This window comes from Alistipes sp. Marseille-P2263, assembly GCF_018101075.1.
GTDB lineage: Bacteria > Bacteroidota > Bacteroidia > Bacteroidales > Rikenellaceae > Alistipes > Alistipes dispar.
The window spans coordinates 1-19,550 of the sequence record NZ_JAGQEJ010000013.1; the positions used below are offsets into that span (position 1 = coordinate 1).

Here is a 19,550-nt window from a genome sequence, read left to right on the forward strand (position 1 = left end):
GCCGCTGAAGTTTCCGGCTCGACGGCTCGTCCACGATGTCCTTCAGCTCCGCGATACGAACCATCCACGGATGGACGTACCATACGCACAACAACCCCAACGAAAACGGCAACAAAATCTCCCCGATTACCAAATATAATGTATCCATGGCCAATGCCCGATTAATTTTTCCGTATGGATTAAGACACGAAAAACGACCGCACCGGAGACATCCGGCGACACGAAAGGCGGATCGCAAAAAAAATCGGAATGCGGCTTTTTTACGGAAAGCCCCGAAACCGTATCGCGGAAGGGATCAGAGCGCTTCCAGCAACTGCACCGGAAGCGTTACGAGCGCCACGGCGGCCACCCCTTCGAGCATGACCACCACGCGTTTGTCCCGCGTGCCCTTGACCCGCACGAACACCCCTTCGACGCCCTCGAAGACACCTCCGCGAACGCGGACGCGGTCCCCGGCCCCGAAGCGGACCTCTTCGGGCTGAAGATAGATCAGGTGCTCGTCGTCGGAACTCGCCACGGCAATGAAATGACGCATCTGTTCGTCGGGAACGACGATCGGCTCGGTATGTCCGTCCACCCGGTGCGTAAGGTATTGCAAAAACAGATAGCGGGATTTCAGCTCCCTGATGCTGGACGGCGTCGTACGGACGAAGATCAGATTCCTAATCGCCGGGACCGACTTGCGGACCCTGCGGCGACCGCAGACCTCGACGACGCTGCGCATCGGAACGAAGTTTTCGACTCGGACGGCGTCCAGTATGTCTTTGGCTTTCAGCGAACGGTTGAATACCGCGCTCATGGCCCACCACTTCTCCTGTTCGGGTTGTCCCATGCCGTCGAACTTGGCGCGCTTTTCTATACGGATATACCTTTGGCTCCTCGACTGACAGACAAATACATATCAATCAGCCAATTACACCCTCTCCCATACAAAAGCACCATTCTCTGTCCCCTATGTAAGAATCCTGAAGGATTCGGGTGTAAAGGTAAACATATTTCTCGAAAGAAACCAATTTTCGCCACTTTTTTACCCCGAAAATCCCCCCCCCTAATTTTTAACATATTAATAATCATCCAATTACACATACAACTATTTATATGCGATTGACGAAACGATGTCCGAAAAAACCCGAAAAGTCCCGTTTCCCGTCCCGGAAAGGAGACGGACCGGGCCGTAAATTCCACTCTCCGACCGGAAACGCCCCCCCCCGACGACAGGAAGCAGAGGAGCGACCGGCACGGAAACCGGACGCTCCGATCCGAAGGGCGGAACCGCCCCCGGGAGATCCGGACAAAACGGATGCGGCGCCCTCCTGCGAGAGCCCCGCCCTACCGCCCGCCCGGAGGCACCCCGCACGGTACGCCGCCCGCGCGGAAACCGGACAGCCGACGACCGGAAACGACCGGATCGCCGGACGAACGCCTCAAACCGACCGACAGGACAACCGGCCGGATGACCTGCCGAAATGCGGCTGCGCCGAAACGACGGGCGGGACGTCCCCTTCCAGAGAGACGTCCCGCCCGTCGTTATCCGGATGCCGCCGGAACTACTTCTCCGTTCCGGCCTTTTTCGGTTCGGCCTTCACCTTAAGCGAAGCGAAGCCCTCGACGATATTCGCATCGTCGTTCTTCGACGCATCATAGACCACCGTCACCTCCTTTTTCGGGAGGTCCACCCGCACGTCCTTGATGCCTTTGCCCAGCGACGGCACGTTGTCCATGATCTTCTTCACGCAGTGGTCGCACTCGATGTCGGTCACGAACACCGTCGTCACGGTCTTTTTCTCCTTCTTCGCGGATGCCGGGGCCGCGAACGCCCCCGCGCACAATACGAGCGCAAGGCAGATCGAAACTAACTTTTTCATATCGCACTTTTTTATTTGGGTTTTTCGGATCGTTGCTTCTCCGTATCCCCGGCTCCGTCGGGAAGACACTCCCGCGACGGAGCCGGGGACGGATCAATAGAGGTTGAACCGCAGGCCGGCGTAGAACTTGCGCCCCATGAGCGGTCCCCAGACATTCATCGAGTTGAACTTGTAGTCGTAGGGATTCGCCGCATTGAGGATCGGGTCCTCCTGCCGGTAGTCGGCGATATTCTCGCAGCCCACGTAAATGTCGAACTTGCCCACCTTGCGGCTCACCTGCGCATAGAACATGGGATAGCGTGGCGAATAGCGGCTGTCGGCCAGATCGCCCGTCTGCGTCGGGATGCGCGCCGGACCGTTGAGCTGCGCCGTGGCGTCGAACACCCAGCGGCGGAACTTCGTGGCGTACTGGATATTGAGCAGCGTCTTGTACTCGCTCACCAGCGGCCGCTCGACACGGGCCGTCGTGCCGTCCGGACGGTCGATCGTCATGCGGCTGTCCGTGTAGCGGAACGTGGCGAAAATGTCGAGCCGCTCGACGGGCGTCCACGAGAAGTCAATCTGGTAGGTGTCGGTGAACGACCGTCCGTCGCTGTCGTAAACCCGGATCGTCTGCGCATCGTACTCCTGATCGACCACCACCGAGTTGCAGAACTGCGTGCGGAAGTAGTCGAAGCTCAGCGTCGCGTCGCCCGGATTCACCAGTCCGAAGGTCTGCGTGAGGCTGCCGCCCAGCGTGAGGGCCTTCTCCAGCCGGTCCAGATCGCCCAACGCGGGAATCACCAGTTCGCGGCCCGTGGCCAGCATGCCGATATTGTCCGTAATGACGTTCGTCGAACGGTAGCCCAGTCCGGCCGAGGCGCGGAGCGTCGTCGAAGGGGTGACGTTCCACTTCACATGGCCGCGCGGCGTGAGGAAGAAGCGGTCGTAGAAGGCGTTGTAGTCGCCGCGGAGGCCCGCCACCACCGAGAACTTGTCCCGGACGGCATACGTGTATTCGGCATAGGCCCCGACCTCCTCCTCGTCGCGGCCGAAATCGTACGCACGGTCGCTGCCGAGCCACGGCGTATCGTTGCCGAGCGTCTCGCGGTAGTAGTCCAGATGGGCCTGCACGCCGACGTTGAGCGACGAACGGTAGGTGAAGTAGTGATTATACATCAGATTGAGCGCCAGCGAATTCTGGTTTCCGCTGTAATCGTTCAGCCCGAAATAGGCCTCCTCGTCGAAATGGTCGAAGTCGGCCACGAAGGCCAGGTTCGAGCGCATCTCGTCCTGCTCCGCCTCGTCATAGACCGACGGTCCCACGGGCATTCCGACCTTGAAATAGCCGTTGGCGTTGCGGTTGCGGATATGCGACCCGTAGAGGGGCATCCGCGTGCCCTCCGTCTGCCAGTCCCAGTCGCGGAACATCGCCTCGCGCATGGCGTCGGTGTTCCGGTAGTCGAGCATGCCTCCGAGGCGGCTCTCCTGCACGAATTTCCAGCCCCAGCGGACCTGCGTGCCGTTGTCGGCCGCATAGAGCCACTTGTTGGCCACGTTGAACTGCGCCGACCTGGGCAGGTCGCGGAATCCGTCGTGGTTGTGGTCCATCTTCCGCACGTCCGTATCGCCCGAGCCGTGCAGCAGGACGACGCTCGAGAGTTTCTTGTCCCGCGACACCGGAAAGGCCGTCGATACGTTGGCCTCGGGGCGCAGCTCGTCGTCGAGATAGAGATTCACGAAGAGCCGCTCCGAATCGGTGGGCTTGCGGTGTTCGAGGTTGATCTGCCCGGTGATGGCCTCGTGTCCCGCCGTCACCGACGCCACGCCCTTCGACACCTGGATCGAATTGAGCCACATGCCGGGCGTATAGCTCAGCCCGTAGGGGGCGCTCAGGCCCCGCATGATCGGACGGTTCTCGTCGAGAATCTGCGTGTAGGTCCCCGCCAGTCCGAGCATCTTGATCTGCCGGGCGCCGGAGATGGCGTCGCTGTAACCCACGGTCACCGAGGCCGAGTTCTCGAACGACTCCGCCAGATTGCAGCAGGCCATCTTGCAAAGGCCCGCGAAGGAGATCATCTCCCCCTTGACGATGCCGTCGCGCTTGACGAAGTTGCCGCTCAGGTTGCCCTCGACGACGACGCCCTCCAGCTCGACGCCCTCGGCCCGGAGCGCGAAGTCGGCCCGCTGCACCGCCTCGTCGATCCGGAGCGTGTCGTTCACGTAACCCAGATACGACGCCACCAGACGGTCGTAGCCCTTCACGCGGTGGAGCAGGAAGGCCCCTTCGGCATCGGTCGAGGCGCCGACGGTCGTTCCGGCCCAATAGACCGACGCCCCGGCCAGCGGCCGGTCGTCCGCATCGCGGACCGCGCCCCGTATGTCCTGCGCCCGGAGCGTGCCGCCCGCGGCGATGAAAAATGCGCTTAACGCGAAATATACGAATCGTTTCATGTCTTTTTGGTTTCGTTCCGCAGGCAAAGGTAGGGAAAAGCCCCTGCAACCGGGTTGCAATCTTCCGCACCCCGTCCCGGGAGCCCTCAGCCCCGGACCTTCGCCCTGCATTCGGGGCACAGCCCCTTGATGAGGTAGTTGATTTCCCGCGCCTCGAATCCGGCCGGATAGCGCACGGCGGGGACGTGTTCGCCGGGCAGGCAGAACGTCTTCCCGCACGCCTCGCAATGGAAGTGGCAGTGCAGCTCGCCGAGGCGGCAGGCGTGGTCGTTACGACACACGCAGTACTTCGCCGAACCGCTGCCGTCCTCGATGACATGCAGCAGGTGGCGCTCCGTGAAGAGCACGAGCGTGCGGAATATCGACGACTTGTCGATCCCGTCGGTCGCCTCCTCCAGATCGGCCAGGCTGAACGACCCTTCGAAACGCTCCGTCGCCTCCAGCACGAGCATCCGCACCGCCGTGGGACGGATGCCGTGGCGCAGCAGCACCTCTTCGCAATGTTTCGTATCCATCGGATCCGCATTACGGTCCCGACGCCCGGAAACGGTCCGGTGCGCCGGGTCAAATTTCACAATCGGGGAATTTCGGGAAACGGAGAGCCCGTTTCGCGCGAACGGCCGGAAGCGTGTCCGGCCCGACCGTCCCGGAGACGGTCATCCGCGGGCCGGAGGGGCCCGGAATCCGACGGCCGGCAGAGCCGGGTCCGTCACGAAGGGCGTCCGACGCTCGGCCGCAACGGGCCGCAGCGCCTGCATATCCGCCGGCTCCGGACACGCTGCCAGGGCGGGCGGCAGGTCCGTCACGACGCAGCGCACGCACTTCCCGGCGTCGTCCGACGCGGAGAGATAAAGTTCGATATCGGTCGAATGGAGGTCGTCGCAGCACACGCCGCCGAACATGCCGTCGGCGACCGGTTCCGCCCCGGAGACGGGGCAGCCGTGGTTGCAGAGGTGCGCGGCGCGGACCGGCGACGCCAGGCACTCGCACGAAAGCGATGCCGCAGCCGTCCCCGCCGTCATCAGCAGATAGACGGCGAGCAATGCCAGCGCTATGAGACTCCTCCTTGCCTTCATTCGGTCCTCCCCGTCCGGAGAAACGGGCGGGTCGGAGGCAAAAGTATAAAAATTTCCCGAAACCGCCCAATTTTTCTACCTTTGTACTATGGAAACGCACGAAGAGAGGATTCACGAGGTGCTGCGCCGCTGGTGGGGCTTCGACTCGTTCCGCCCCGTGCAGGAGCAGATCGTCCGCGCGGCGATGGAGGGGCGCGACACGCTGGCGCTGATGCCCACCGGAGGCGGCAAGTCGCTCACCTACCAGGTTCCGACGATGGCCCGCGAGGGGCTGTGCATCGTCGTCACGCCGCTCATCGCCCTGATGAAGGACCAGGTGGACCGGCTCCGCGCGCGGCGCATTCCCGCCGTGGCGATCCACTCGGGCCTCTCGCCGCGGCAGATCGACATCGCGCTGGACAACTGCGTCTATGGCGACGTGAAGTTCCTCTACGTGGCCCCCGAACGGCTCGCCACGGAGGCGTTCCGGCTGCGCGTCGTGCGGATGAACGTCTCGCTGCTGGCCGTGGACGAAGCCCACTGCATCTCGCAGTGGGGCTACGACTTCCGCCCCTCCTACCTGCGCATCGCCGAGCTGCGCGAACGGCTGCCGGGGGTTCCGGTGCTGGCGCTCACGGCCTCGGCGACGAAGCCCGTCGCCGAGGACATCATGCGCCACCTGCGCTTCGCCGAGCCGCACATCCTGCGCAGCAGTTTCGCGCGTCCCAACCTCTCGTACAGCGTCCGCCGCACGGACGACAAGCAGGGGCAACTGCTGCGGCTCGTGCAGAACGTCCCGGGATCGGGCATCGTCTATATGCGCACGCGCGAAGGGACCGAGCAGGTCGCCGACATGCTGCGCCGGCAGGGTGTCACGGCCGCGGCCTACCACGGCGGGCTGGGCCACGCCGAACGGGCGCTGCGCCAGGAGGAGTGGCTCGCGGACAAGGTCCGCGTGATGGTGGCCACCAACGCTTTCGGCATGGGCATCGACAAGCCCGACGTGCGCTTCGTGGTCCACTACGCGCTCTGCGACTCGCTCGAGAGCTACTATCAGGAGGCGGGCCGCGCGGGCCGCGACGGACGCCGCGCCTACGCGCTGCTGCTCGTCGCGGCGGACGACAGCGACCGCATCGCACGCCGCTTCGAGCAGGAGTTTCCGCCGCTGGAACGCGTCAAGGAGATCTACGAGCGGGTCTGCTCCTACCTGCGCGTGGGCATCGGCGAAGGCGGCGGCTCGTCGTACCTGTTCAACCTCCACGACTTCTGCGCCCGCGAACGCCTCTGGTCGGGGACCGTCGCCGGAGCCCTGAAGCTCCTCCAGCAGAACGGCTACCTCACGCTGACCGACGCACAGGACAACCCGGCGCGCATCCTCTTCTGCATCAGCCGGGACGAGCTTTACAAGCTCCGCGTCCGGCGCGACGACCTGGACCACTTCATCCGCACGATCCTGCGCCTCTACAACGGCGTCTTCACCGAGTTCCGTCCCATCGACGAGGGGGAGCTGGCCACGTGGAGCGGCTACACCGTCGAGCGGGTCCGGGAGCTGCTCAAAACGCTCTGGCAACTGCGCGTGATCCGCTACATCCCCTCGAACCGCTCGCCGATCCTCTTCCTGAACGAGGAACGGCTGCCCCGCGAGGACCTCTACATCGCTCCCGAGACCTACCTCCGAAGGCAGCAGCTCATGCGCGAACGCTTCGAGCGCATGGTCGCCTACGCCGCCAACGGCGAGCGCTGCCGCAGCGCGGTGCTCGAATCCTACTTCGGGGCCGACGACCCCGCGCCGTGCGGCGTCTGCGACATCTGCCTCGCGCGCAAACGGGCCGCGAAGGCCGCCCGGGACGCGGATGCCGGCGTCTCCCCCGCCGCCGCTCCCGACGACGAGGCCCTCGCGGAGGAGCTTCTGCGCCGCCTGGCCGCATCCCCGGCCGACCCGCATACGCTGGCCACCGAAACGGCCTGCGACCCCGGACGGCTGACGCGCCTCCTGCGCGAATTGCTCGAAAGGGGCAAAATCGCAGCCGACAAAACGGGAATATTGAAAATTAATGAGTAATTTTGCGGGAACATCCGTCGAATGACTACCAGAAACGACTTCATAGACAAGATCAGCAACGAACAGACCGCCCTGCTGCCGGCCATCGAGTTCCGCGGCGAAATCCGCGTCGTCGAGCAGGAGCGCGATATCGCCGCCGCCTGCAAATACCTCGCCGCCCAGCCCGTGCTGGGCTTCGACACCGAGACGCGCCCGTCGTTCCGCCAGGGGGTGACCTTCCGCGTCTCGCTGCTGCAACTCTCCTCCCCGGAGGTCTGCTACCTGTTCCGGCTCAACCGGATTCCGTTCGACCGGGCGATCCTCCGCCTGCTCGAGAGCCGCGAGGTGCTCAAGATCGGCGCCGACGTGGCGGGCGACCTGCGCTCGCTGCGCCAGATACGCCATTTCCGCGACGGCGGGTTCATCGACCTGCAAACGATCGCGCCCCAGTGGGGCATCGAGGAGAAGAGCCTGCGCAAACTCTCGGCCATCGTGCTCGGGCAGCGCGTCTCGAAGGCGCAGCGGCTGAGCAACTGGGAGGCCGCGACGCTCACCGACAAGCAGCGTCTCTACGCCGCCACCGACGCATGGGTCTGCACGCGCATCTACGAGCGGCTGCTGCGCACACCGAAAAAAACGATTCGCAAATGATACCGCAAATCTACCTGCGGCGGGGCAAGGAGGAGTCGCTCCTGCGCCGTCATCCGTGGATCTTCTCCGGAGCCATCGACTACATCAAGGCCGAGGAGGAGTCCGAAATCGCCGAAGGGGCGCTGGTCGAGGTCTTCGACCACAAGGGCGCCTTCATCGCCCGGGGACACTACCAGATCGGTTCGATCGCCGTGCGCGTCCTCTCGTTCGAGCGCGAGGAGATCGACCAGGCGTGGTGGAACCGCCGCCTCCGCGTGGCCCTCGACGTGCGGCGCACGCTCGCGCTCACCGACGATCCCTCGACGACCTGCTACCGCCTCGTCCACGGCGAGGGGGATTCGCTTCCGGGGCTGGTGGTGGACATCTACGGCTCCACGGCCGTCGTCCAGTGCCATTCGGTGGGCATGTACCGCTCGCGGCAGCAGATCGCCGGGGCGATCCGCGCCGCCTACGGCGACCGCATCACGGCCATCTACGACAAGTCGTCGCAGACGCTCCCCTTCAAGGCCGACCTCGGAGCCGTGGACGGATACCTCTGGGGCACGTCGGACCATGCCTCGCAGGTGGTGCTCGAAAACGGCGAGAAGTTCTGGGTGAACTGGGAGAAGGGGCAGAAAACGGGCTTCTTCCTCGACCAGCGCGAAAACCGCGAGCTGGTGAAGCGTTACGCCCGGGGGCGCACCGTACTCAACACCTTCTGCTATACGGGCGGCTTCTCGGTCTACGCCCTCTCGGGCGGGGCGCGCGAAGTCTGCTCGGTGGACTCCTCGGAGCGGGCCGTGGCGCTGGCCACGGAGAACATGCGGCTGAATTTCGGTCCGGATGCCCCCCACAGCGAAGTCGCGGCCGACGCCGTGGAGTACCTGCGCGACATCGGCGACCGCTACGACCTGATCATCCTCGACCCGCCGGCCTTCGCCAAACACCACAAGGTGCTGGGCAACGCCATGCAGGGTTACAAGCGGCTCAACGCCCGGGCGCTGTCGCAGATCCGCCCCGGCGGGATCCTCTTCACCTTCTCCTGCTCGCAGGCCGTGTCGAAGGAGCTGTTCCGCACGACGGTCTTCTCGGCCGCCGCGATCGCCGGCCGCCGCGTGCGCATCCTGCACCAGCTCACGCAGCCGGCCGACCATCCGATCAACATCTACCACCCCGAAGGGGAGTACCTCAAGGGGCTGGTGCTCTATGTCGAATAACCCGTTCCCAAACCGTCACCGACCATGAAACGACTGCTCACCCTCCTCGCGGCCTGCATCGCAGCCTGCGCCGCCACGGCCCAGAGCCGCATCGAAACCTTCACCTTCCGCAGCGCCCTGCTCGGCGCCGAAAAGACCTGCTCGGTCTATCTGCCCGCCGGCTACGACGACTCGGGGCGGAGCTATCCGGTGCTCTACCTGCTGCACGGCGCCAGCGGCTACCACGGCGACTGGGCCGAAAAGGGCAACATGCGCCAGATCGCCGACGAGGCCATCGCCGCCGGCACGGCGCTCCCGATGATCGTCGTCATGCCCGACGCCTCGGGCACGGGCGAGAACTACACGGGCGACCGCATGGGATACTTCGACGTCCCGGGCTGGCCCTACGAACGCTTCTTCTTCGAGGAGTTCGTCCCGGCCGTCGAACGGCGCTACCGCATCTGCGGCGACAAGGCCCGCCGCGCCATCTCGGGCCTCTCGATGGGAGGCGGCGGCACGGCGGTCTATGCCCTGCGCCACCCCGAGCTCTTCGGCTCGGCCTGCCCGATGAGCGGCCTTCTGGAAGCCTACGGCGACCCGGGCGAGAACGCCTTCCGCCGTTCGGTGGCCGAGAACAACCCCGTGCAGATAGTCCGCGACCTCTCCGACGCGGAGGCCGCCGCGCAGCGCACCGTCCGCTGGTGGGTGGACTGCGGCGACGACGACTTCCTGGCCCTGGCCAACATCCACTTCTACGAGGCCATGCGCCTGCGCGACATCCCGCTGCAATACCGGATGCGCGACGGCGGCCACACGTGGCGCTACTGGCAGACCGCACTGCACGACATCCTCGCCTTCGTTTCGGTCGGCTTCGCCGAATAGATCCCGTCGGAAAGCCCCCCTCGCAAACCCGGGCAATCGCCCCGGAGCGGGTCCGGATGAGGGTCCGGGTCACACATGCCGCCCCTCCCGCGGGCGGCATTTCTTCTCCGCACGCGAATTCTCCGGGCGACCGGGTCCCTGCGCAGTCCGGCTTCATGTCGTTTCACACGGGCTCCGTCCCGTAGAAAACCGAAGCGCAGCGAAAGCCGTATCGGCTAATTCGCTACGCTTCGCTCAATTCTACCATCCCGCCGTGCGTTCATTTGTTTCAACGCATCGGCAAGAACTCTTTCACTCGAAATCGGTCATCGGCCCGGCATGCACCGGGAACAGCCGGGACCGGCAATGATTTGACCCGTCATTCGCTTTTCAGCCGCAGGCCATTCAACTTGATGTAAGTCCGGTCGCCTCCCGAAATCGCGCGGAGCAGGATATCCTCCCCGCAGGTCAGCTCCCGCTTGTCGTCCGACACCCCGAAACGCAGGTCGATGCGCTCCGTTCCGCGTCCGTCTGCCGTGCCGACGAGCACCTGAGAGATCAGCAGGGTCCGGGTCGCCGGGTCGTAGGTATATACGCACGCTTCGTCCGTCACGTCCGTATCCCTGAACCAGACGGTATCGTAAACCGTAGCCTTGAATTTCACATATCCCTGCTTTTCGTTCCCGCTGAAATCCGAGTCGAGCCGGATCGTAACGGAACCTTTGGTCGGCTCATTGCCGAAGATCGCTATTGCCGAATCCTTGTCGAACGAGGCGGAAAATACGCTGGGACCGTCCCATACGCCGGATGAAACCGCCGAATAGGTCATCTTTTGCATGTCGATCGCAAACTCGCTCCGTTCCGCCCCGGAGACGAAGGCGACGACCGATCCCTGAAGCGTGTAAGCGCCTTCCGCATCGCCATAGACGGCGTGTCCGAATCCGTCGAGCGTGAGTTCCGGTCCGCTGCCGCTTCCGGGCCTGTAAGTCCCCGCCTCTTTGCCGCGCAGGGTGAAGACGGGGATTCCGGTCTCCGGATCGTACGAATAGCGGAACAATGCGGCGGTCTCGTCGGAAACCGTCGCCTCCGAATTTTCACCGATGCTCGCCCCCTTCTCGAATTCCAGATCGACCGGCCGGGCGCTCCGGGTCCCACGCTCGACATAGTACCAGCTTTTCGCACCGGCCCTGTTCAGTTCGATCAGGTAACGGGAGCCGTACGAATCGCTCGCCGCACTGACGAATTCGAAGTCGGCGGTACTCGTGAAATAGTATTTGACATTGTCGGGCTTGTCGTCTATCAGGTCGTTGATATACACGAACGCGTCGCCGCCTTCGAACCAGCTGCCGCCGGCTCCGAAATCCATTTCTCCGTAGCCGTCGTCGCTGAACTCTGCGAGATATTCGAAGCGGTTTTTCGCTTCGTCGAATTCGTAGCAGCCGTCGAAATCGAAGCGGTTGGCATCCGTCGATTTTACGAAATACGAGGTATTCGTCTTCAGTTCCATCGAGAATTCCGACGAGTTGCCCCGGATAACCTGTGTCTTGGAAGCCGTAAGCTGGAAACCTTTGTATGCTCCGACGAACGGCTTGCCGACGTAGTCGGTTTTCTCGACGGCGGACGTTTCGATCAGAATCGGCTCGTCCGGCATGACGCAGGACCAACATTCGCCCATATCCGGATCGTCGGTCTGATACGTGTACTCGATATTGTTTCCCGTGGTCTGTCCCGTGATCTTCACCTGACCGTCATAACCCAGGTCCGCGCTCCACATGAATTTGACTATGCCGTACATACATTCGTCGAATACCGGGGGAACCGCCTCCCAGTCGTCGCAACAGTTGAGCATCCGGAGACTGGTGTGTTCACCCTGTTTGAGCGAGATGAGGTGTCTTTCCAGATCGGTCGCCACCGTGAGCGTCACCTCCTCGGCCGGCATCGTGAAACGGTATTTCCAGGTGACGGTCCCACTGGAGACCAGTTCGCAGGGAGTGTCGTTGAACAGACAGGCCGAAACGGCGAACATGCCGTTCGTCACGACGATTTCGACGTCCACGACTTCGCCCGCTACGGCCGTTTTGGCGACGGCGACGGTATATTCTTGCGAAACGGGGGCGTTGATCGGGTACTCTTCGGGCTTGAACTCCTGGATAATGACTCCTAACGTGACGTCCCGTTCGGGCATGACGAATTCGAACGTACCGCCCCGGGTGTCGCCGGCAACCTGCTCGCAGGCCACGCCGTTCGCGGAGACGAACTTCAGGTAATGGTTTTCGCTGGTGACTTCGACCTCGACGGATACCGTCTCTCCGGCTCCGGCGGCTGTCGGAGCGGTGATCCTGTAATACGCCGCCATTTCGTTCTGGGATACGGAAATGGCGTACGGCTTTTCATTCACTTCGGAGTCGCTGTCGTCACACCCTCCCCCGACGAGCAGGGCGCACAAGGCGAAAAGGCCGGACAAGGCTTTGAAATACGAGTTTTTCATGGACGTAGGTTTTTAAGATGGCAATCGGGTTGGAAAAAATCCGTTCCGCGGCCGAATCATTCGCATCGCTTCATGCAGGACATCATGCCGTTCCGGTTATCCGACCGGTCACGGCACAAGGCGATCCGAAAAACGGTTCCGGTCGCAGAACGGATTTCGCGGAGAGGACGGATGCGGCGAGTTACAGCATCCGCTTCATTTCCGGCGAAGAGCCGGCACGGGACGTCCGGGCATCGCGCACGTCGTCCGGAATCGTCGTCCGGGAATATACGCTGGTTTCGGCCGGCTCGGTCCGGGCGGTCATCGTCAGGGTGTTCCCGTCATTCGTCAGTTCGAAATCGTAACCGCTGCCCCAGCTCTCGCCGTCGTCGTACACTCCGGTCAGCCGGGCTCCGTCGATCGAATAACGCCCGGTGTATCTGGTGTAGTCCGACGTTTCGACCTTCTGGTAAAGTCCGAACGTCGATGCCGAAGTGAATTCGACATATACCTCGAATCCTTCGGGAGCACTCTCCGACCAGGAAGTGAGGCGCCATTCGCCTACGATTTCCGACTGAATGTTGGGGGCGTCGTCGTCATCCGAGCAGCTTGCGGCGAAGATGCCGAGCAGGGAGAAAACGAGCAGATGATAAAGATGTTTTTTCATTGCAAGCACTGTTTTTATAACCAACCTCCGTTTGCTGCGCCGGCCGAACGGGCGATGACGGCGAATTCCTTGGTGACGACCATGCCGCCCATCACCACGCCCGTTCCGGGTTTCGTGCCGCCGGCTATCGCCGAAACCTTGATTTTGGCCGATCCGGGTTTCGTGCATTTGATCATCAGTTTTCCATTATACATTTTGGGAGCCGCCTTGATGCCGAGCTTTTCCATATCCTTGGCCGACATCCGGATATCGGTGTAGGTGAGGTCTTCGGCCCCCTGTCCGAAATGCTGCGTCAGCGGAATGAGCTGCACCTCGCCCACTGCGACCCGCAGACAGGGCGTTCCCTCGATCTGCATGAGCAACTGATAGGCGTCGGTAATGCCGGTGCCCATTTTGCCGCGGTAAATCGACACGTCGGCGATCGTGGCCTTCGAGCCTTCGCCCAGCCGGGAGTCGATTTCATTGACCGAGGTGAGCAGCATGGTCTTGAACTCGTCGAGAGAGAATTTCTTCCCCTTCTCCAAGGCATAGGAGAGGCCGAGTGCGGCGACGCCCGAGACGTGCGGGCAGGCCATCGAGGTTCCCTGCATGTAGCCGTAATCCGCCCCGTTGCTCGTTTCGGAGCAGAGCGTCGAGAGTACGCCGGCCTTCTCGCCGCCGCTCAGACCGCTCGTTTCGCCGCCGGGGGCCGCGATATTGCAGCCGGGACCGTAGTTGGTGTAGTTGGCCGGCAGGTAGTCGGGCGAAAACGAGGTGACGGAGATATAATCACGATAACCCGCCGGATAGCCGGACATGGCCGTCGATTCGTTGCCGGCGGAAAAAACGATCAGTCCGCCGTCGAGGGCCTCGCAGTTCTTCTGGGCGGCGAAGTACTGGAGCGCCTCGTAGTCCATCGGCGATCCCTTGATGAACATGTTGTCCGACGTGTATATTCCCGCCTTGACGCCCCACGAGCACTGGAGGATGGAGGCGCCGTGATCCGCGGCGTATTTTATGGCGCGGCTCGACACGAGGGCGTCGCCCGTCTGGTCGCCCGAGAAGATCTGGCACGACATCAGACGCACGCCGTCTCCGTTGCCCGTACCTCCGGCCACGCCGCAGACGCCGATGCCGTTGTTATTGACGGCGGCCACCGTGCCCGCAACGTGCGTTCCGTGGCCCGAATCGCCCTTCCGGTCCCATGAAACGGGACCGTCGGCAGCGAAGTTCCATCCGTGAATGTCCTGGCTGTTGTATTCGGGCGAAGGGTTCGGATTGGTCCACATGTTGGCCGCCAGATCCGGATGGGTGTATTTCACCCCTTCGTCCACGATGGCGACGATGACTTCGGGATTGCCTGCCGTGAGCTTCCATGCGTCGGCCACATGGATGTCGGCTCCGGCCACCGATGTCGTGGCGACGGCCTGGTCGGCATTGTTGATGTAATGCCACTGCCAGAAAAGATTCGGGTCGTTGAAATCCGCCGTGACCAGGGCACGGGTCCGGTCGCCCGCCGTCGCGTGGAACGGATAGGTCTTGCAGTCGGAAGCCCGGTAGAGACGGGTGCGGAACTGCACTTTCGAGATTTCGGCGACACCCGCGAGTCTTTCGGCCGCCTTGTCGAGGTCCTCCTCCGCTGCGAACCGGAGCACATACCATCTGTGAAGCCCTGCCGCACGGGTGCGGGCCTCGTGTTCGCCGGCTTCGGGGAAGACGCGCTCCAGCGAGGTGACGTGCAGGTCGGTCAGGATCTCATCGACGGATGCGATGCCCGAACGGGTCAGCGCCGAACGGGTCCCGGCCGCATTCAGTGCGTACTGTTCGAGACCGGAAACGGCTTCTTCGCCGAATTTTACGATGAGCGAACCGGCCACGGCGTCGTCCGACGTATTGCAGATTTTGCCCGAAGTCTCGATTTCGGGAGCGGAATCCCCGCGGTTCGGTATCTCCTGCATGGGGTCCGTCGAGCAGGCGGCCAGCAGCAGGGAGGCGAAAATCAGGAGTTTCGTTTTGTTATGCATATATCATGCTGATTTTTGAGTCCGGCAGGTTGTTTCTGGCTTGGAAAAAAGGGAGAGGCCGGCACTTGCCGGACGACCGGCCTCTCCCGATCCGATATTACTTGAGCGTGACTTCGGCAGCGGCCGTTTTCCGGAACCGGAGTTCCGACCCCGAACCGTCCGCGCGCCGCACGGCATCGCTGAATCCGACCGCAGCCCTTACGGCTTTCGCTTCGGGAGCCGATGCGGGCAGAAATCCTTTCGCACAGTCGGTCGGCACGGTTTTGACGGAGCCGCGTCCTGCGGAAACGGAGAATTCGAGCCGTTCGACGCAATTCCGCGGCTGCCGGAGCTCTGCGGCCATCCGACGCAGTTCTGCGATCCGCTCTGCGGCCAGTTCGGGAATGCCGCCCATATCCTTGGCGGGATCGACGAGCAGCATGTCCGTAAGGATCGAATAGGGGGTCGTCGTACTCAATGTATATAGATAACGGAACGTGGCCCCCTGCTCGACATAGTTCGGGGTGGGCACGAAATAGATGTAACCGTCGGCCACGGCGCCTCCGATGAACGGATAATTGACCGCATAGAGGGCTTCGGGGTTCTCCTCCGAGACGCAGCCGGAGATGATGTCCTCGCCGTTGATGACACCGATCGGATCCTGCGAAAGCATCGGAGAGATGGCGCCGGTTATGCCTGCGAGCGGAGCCGAGGCCGGAACGTAAACCGCCGGGATCTGGCCGCCTTCGTCGAACGTGAGACCGGTAAGGCCCGTAATGGTCAGCAGATCGACCGAACTGTCTTCCGTCGGATCGTCTTCGATGGTCACCGTGCCGATCTTCCGGCGCATCTGCTTCTCGTCCATGACGTTGATGGCATAATAGTTCCATTCGGTCGAAATCAGGTACTCCTTCGAGGGCTGCTCGTCCTGCGGCAGGAAGTCCGAGTAGAGGAACTCGCTCTCCAGGCCCGGGTTGTATTTGCCGGTGGTCCGGATGGACGCCGTGAAGAGTTCGCTGACATACCCGTTGTTGGCCAGTCCGGCGAACGTGTACTCCGTGTCGCCGTTCAGCCCCGTGAGCATGATGCTGTAATGTCCGCCGTTGATGGCATCGAGCTGCTCTTTGGTGAAATCCTTGCCCATCTGCTGGAGGAAAGCCGTCATGTCCAGTCCCTGGATGGCGTCCGTCTTGAAGACTCCGTACTTGACGGATTCGATCTCCTCGCCGTAGGCCCAGAATTTCGCCGCATTGTCCGTCGTAATGCCCTGTCCCGCGAATTCGTTCGTGGCTTCGAGCCCGATGCTGAGGATGACGGAAACCTCGTCGCCCTTGGCGACATATCCGAACGGAATGGAGGCGTAGCCCTGCATTTTCAGATTCTGCGACGCCGTTTCGCCGCCCTCCGGATTCGCCTCCCCGTCCGAACCGTAGATGCAGCCTACGAGCGTGTACTTGCCCGTGCCGCCTTCCAGATCCTGCACGGAAATCGTTCCCGAAGCGGTGATCGTCCTGATGAGTTCCGCGGCGATCTTGCCGTCGGCCATCTCCTGTGCCTTGAGGCTCGCCTCGCCGTCGCTCAGACTGCCCGTGAAGATCGCATAGCGGAACTCCCGGGTGTCCTCGGAGAGGGTGGCGCCGATTTCGACGACTCCGTCCGCGGGTTCGCCTTTGGTGAGGGTCACCGAGTAGTCGTAAACCCTGGCTCCGGGAAGCATGATCCGCTGCAAGCCGTTGGCGTTGGCGTAGAAGAATTTACCGGCATATTCGCCTTCGCTCGGTTCGAGTACGATACCCTGCGCCGGGAAGGTAATCACGCCGTTCTTGAGCGTGCCATATTGTCCGGCCGACTCGTCCATGGCGAAATTCTCCGGCGTCTGCGATGCGATGTACCACTCGCCCATCTCGGCAAAGAGGGTCAGGCCGGTTGACTGGTAGGGAAAATAGACCTTGTTCGGATCCGAAGCATCGACATAGGTCCAGACTCCGCGGTTCTCGTGACTTACCTGTCCTCCGGCGAAGATGTTCATCAGCTCCGGCGTGTAGGCCTTCATGCGGTAATAGCCCTTCTTGTCCGAACGCTCGTAGATTTCGAGTTCGATTTCGGGGTTCGGATTGGCATTGGGATTGTCTATCGAAGCGAAGTTGCCCAGAATGTCGTCGCGGTAGCGGCCTTTGGTTGCGCCGGTCTTTTCGTCGGTGACCAGCTCCCATTTGGCCAGCACGAGCGATATCGAGAGGGTCACCTTGTCGGGACCGTAAACCGAGGCGTAGCGCGGATCCTCGATGTCGATGTCGCAGGTGTAAGTCGTGCCCATTCGGGCATTGGGGAAGCTGACCGTAAAGGTCGTCTCCTCCTCGCCGGCATCGAACACGATCGGCTCGACGACGAAAATATCCTCGACGTTGGCCTTCACGACGACCGGAACGACGATCGGATCCACGGTGTTGCGCCGTTTGACCGTATAGGTCGCCTCGGTCTGGGCGCCCGGTTCGAACTCCAGATCGGTCCGCGCAGACTGCTTCTTCGGGAAATAGACACCGTAGCAGTCGGGATCCTCCGCGGTTCCCCGGGTATAGTTCACATCGTCCTTGCAGCCGGCCAGAACGAAAAGAGCCAGCAGGAACGGTAATATATGCTTGAATGTCTTCACGGTAATTTGCTTTTAAATTTGACAGCTCGGTCGCAGATGGTCATCAGCCGTTCCACGGCTTGACCGTCTGCGAAGGATCGGGATTGTTCTGCGTGGCGATGACGGGATTGTTCTGCGTCTCGCCGCGCGTGATCACGAAGTTCCAGTAGGGCGCGCGCCCTTCCGTGTTCAGCCGGTACGAATTGGGAGAGTTGGTTCCCACATAGCCCCGTCGGGTGGACATGTCGAGCCGCTTCATGTCGAACATGACGATGCCTTCGCCCCAGAACTCGATGCGCTTCTGGAGCATCAGCTCGTTGGTGAAACTTTCGACCGACGACGACATGTTCGTACAGTCGTAACCTCCGCCCACGATGCGGTGGCCGTTCATGAACTCGTTGAGCAGACGGATGCCTTCGCCAAGATTTTCATGCGCCCTGGCCTCGGCCTCGATGAAGTACATCTCCTCGACGCGCATGTAGGGATGGTCTGCGGCTCCGCCGACCTTGAAATCCTCATAGACGCCCTGCGCCGGACGGAACTTGATGTTCGCGTAATCGGGCAGTTCATTGAAGTATTCCTTGCCCTCTTTGCGGCAGCTTTTGTAGTCGTAGGACTCCTTCTCCGGGTCTTTGCGGTCGGGATCGAGCCACGAATGACGGCGGAAGTCGCGCAGGTCGATACTGTTGTAGAGGTTGCTGTTGATGCAGCGGCAGGCGTCGTTTCCGTAGGCACTCCATGCGTTCTCGGTACTCATGTGCGCCGTGAAGCAGAAGAGGTTGGCGACGCTCTCGCTCGGCAGGGCGAGGCCCCAGATCCAGGCATTGTTCGACGTGGCGCTGTTGAAGCCGTTCGTGGGGTCTTCCCACTGCTCCTGCGTCAGGGGCGTGCAGCCGCTGGCGGTGATGGCCTGCCGGGCGTACTCGGCCGCCTGCGCATAAGCGGCATCGTCCTCCTTCGCCGTGCCCCGCTCGAGCCAGGCCCGGGCCTTCAGTCCGTAAACCAGCGCCAGGCTGATCGTGTACTTGTCGGGGGCCGTAAAGCCGCTCAACAGCTCTTCGGCCTTGTCCAGGTCGGGGAAGATCACCTTGTCGTAGATGTCATCGACCTTGGCGCGGGGGTTGTTCTTGGCCTCGGCCTCGGTGGTCTCGGGCAGTACGACGGGCACGCCCAGCCCGAGAACTTCGGGCGCTTCGGTGTAGTTGTTCTCCTTGAACTCGTACAGACGCACCAGATCGAGGTAGAACATGGCCCGATAGGCGTAGGCGAAGCCCAGATAGGACTTCTGCGTGGCGTCGAGCGAGGAGAAGTCCGAGGCGTCGATCTGCTTGATGACGTTGTTGGCCGCCATGATCCACGCATAGTAGTTGTTCCACGTGAGCGCGCCCACGGCATAGTCGGCCCCGAGCGCTTCGTTGGTTCCCCACTGTGCGAACCAGTCGTAGCCGATATTGCCGCCGATGGCGATGTCGCCCGTCATGGATTCCGTGGCGATATGGATGGCCGGCAGGGCGAAGTCCCAGGCTTGGCCATCCTGTGCGTAGCCCGCGGAACCGGCCTGTACGAGCGAGGCTGGAATACCCTCGATCAGCGTTTCGAGGGTCACCTGATCCTCGGTGGCTATTTCATAGGGGTCGGCTTCTTTGATGCAACTGCTTGCCAGCAAAGCCGCCGCCAGCGTCGCGAGCGTTATATTTGTCGCTTTTTTCATAGTATATCGT

14 protein-coding genes are annotated in these 19,550 nt (G+C 62.2%); 4 read left to right on the forward strand and 10 right to left on the reverse strand.

Translation table 11 applies throughout. From position 1 onward, the window contains the following. Positions 1 to 295: 295 nt before the first annotated feature. The 5 genes from KB554_RS12780 to KB554_RS12800 form a co-directional block, all read right to left on the reverse strand. Complete coding sequence (locus KB554_RS12780) at positions 296 to 832, reverse strand: UpxY family transcription antiterminator (RefSeq protein WP_211036418.1); 537 nt, start codon at positions 830 to 832, stop codon at positions 296 to 298. 715 nt (positions 833 to 1,547) lie between these two features. Further along, on the reverse strand, positions 1,548 to 1,865 hold the full coding sequence (locus tag KB554_RS12785) for a heavy-metal-associated domain-containing protein (RefSeq protein WP_141427738.1): 318 nt from the start codon (positions 1,863 to 1,865) through the stop codon (positions 1,548 to 1,550). Between the two features lie 93 nt (positions 1,866 to 1,958). Next, complete coding sequence (locus KB554_RS12790; RefSeq protein WP_211036419.1) at positions 1,959 to 4,298, reverse strand: TonB-dependent receptor; 2,340 nt, start codon at positions 4,296 to 4,298, stop codon at positions 1,959 to 1,961. A gap of 86 nt (positions 4,299 to 4,384) precedes the next feature. Next, positions 4,385 to 4,813: a transcriptional repressor gene (locus tag KB554_RS12795; protein ID WP_211036420.1), complete on the reverse strand. Its 429-nt coding sequence runs from the start codon at positions 4,811 to 4,813 to the stop codon at positions 4,385 to 4,387. A gap of 141 nt (positions 4,814 to 4,954) precedes the next feature. Then, positions 4,955 to 5,374 (reverse strand): hypothetical protein, encoded by a 420-nt coding sequence (locus KB554_RS12800; RefSeq protein ID WP_211036421.1) that lies wholly within the window; start codon positions 5,372 to 5,374, stop codon positions 4,955 to 4,957. 88 nt (positions 5,375 to 5,462) lie between these two features. Between KB554_RS12800 and KB554_RS12805 the strand changes: the two genes are divergently transcribed. The 4 genes from KB554_RS12805 to KB554_RS12820 are packed head-to-tail and all read left to right on the forward strand — an operon-like array spanning position 5,463 to position 10,102. After that, the gene (locus KB554_RS12805) at positions 5,463 to 7,415 is read left to right on the forward strand and encodes an ATP-dependent DNA helicase RecQ (protein ID WP_211036423.1); all 1,953 of its coding nucleotides are present in this window, start codon (positions 5,463 to 5,465) and stop codon (positions 7,413 to 7,415) included. Between the two features lie 21 nt (positions 7,416 to 7,436). After that, positions 7,437 to 8,045: a 3'-5' exonuclease gene (locus KB554_RS12810; RefSeq protein WP_141427743.1), complete on the forward strand. Its 609-nt coding sequence runs from the start codon at positions 7,437 to 7,439 to the stop codon at positions 8,043 to 8,045. Beyond that, a complete protein-coding gene (locus KB554_RS12815; protein WP_141427744.1) occupies positions 8,042 to 9,241 on the forward strand; it encodes a class I SAM-dependent rRNA methyltransferase in 1,200 nt (399 codons plus the stop codon). The genes KB554_RS12810 and KB554_RS12815 overlap by 4 nt, the downstream gene beginning before the upstream one ends. Before the next feature lie 24 nt (positions 9,242 to 9,265). After that, entirely contained in the window at positions 9,266 to 10,102 is an 837-nt protein-coding gene (locus tag KB554_RS12820; RefSeq protein WP_211036425.1) for an alpha/beta hydrolase family protein, read from the forward strand. A 358-nt stretch (positions 10,103 to 10,460) separates the two neighbouring features. On the opposite strand, the gene KB554_RS12825 is transcribed toward KB554_RS12820, so the two are convergent. The 5 genes from KB554_RS12825 to KB554_RS12845 form a co-directional block, all read right to left on the reverse strand. Then, positions 10,461 to 12,569: a hypothetical protein gene (locus KB554_RS12825; RefSeq protein ID WP_211036427.1), complete on the reverse strand. Its 2,109-nt coding sequence runs from the start codon at positions 12,567 to 12,569 to the stop codon at positions 10,461 to 10,463. Between the two features lie 181 nt (positions 12,570 to 12,750). Then, positions 12,751 to 13,215 carry a lipocalin family protein gene (locus KB554_RS12830; protein ID WP_211036428.1) on the reverse strand — a complete coding sequence of 155 codons (465 nt, stop codon included), beginning with the start codon at positions 13,213 to 13,215 and terminating at the stop codon, positions 12,751 to 12,753. Positions 13,216 to 13,229: 14 nt separating this feature from the next. Then, positions 13,230 to 15,218, reverse strand: coding sequence for a S8 family serine peptidase (locus KB554_RS12835; RefSeq protein ID WP_211036429.1), 1,989 nt, complete (start codon positions 15,216 to 15,218; stop codon positions 13,230 to 13,232). A 97-nt stretch (positions 15,219 to 15,315) separates the two neighbouring features. Next, positions 15,316 to 17,850 carry a hypothetical protein gene (locus KB554_RS12840; protein WP_211036430.1) on the reverse strand — a complete coding sequence of 845 codons (2,535 nt, stop codon included), beginning with the start codon at positions 17,848 to 17,850 and terminating at the stop codon, positions 15,316 to 15,318. Between the two features lie 43 nt (positions 17,851 to 17,893). Further along, on the reverse strand, positions 17,894 to 19,540 hold the full coding sequence (locus tag KB554_RS12845) for a RagB/SusD family nutrient uptake outer membrane protein (protein ID WP_211036431.1): 1,647 nt from the start codon (positions 19,538 to 19,540) through the stop codon (positions 17,894 to 17,896). Positions 19,541 to 19,550: the final 10 nt, after the last annotated feature.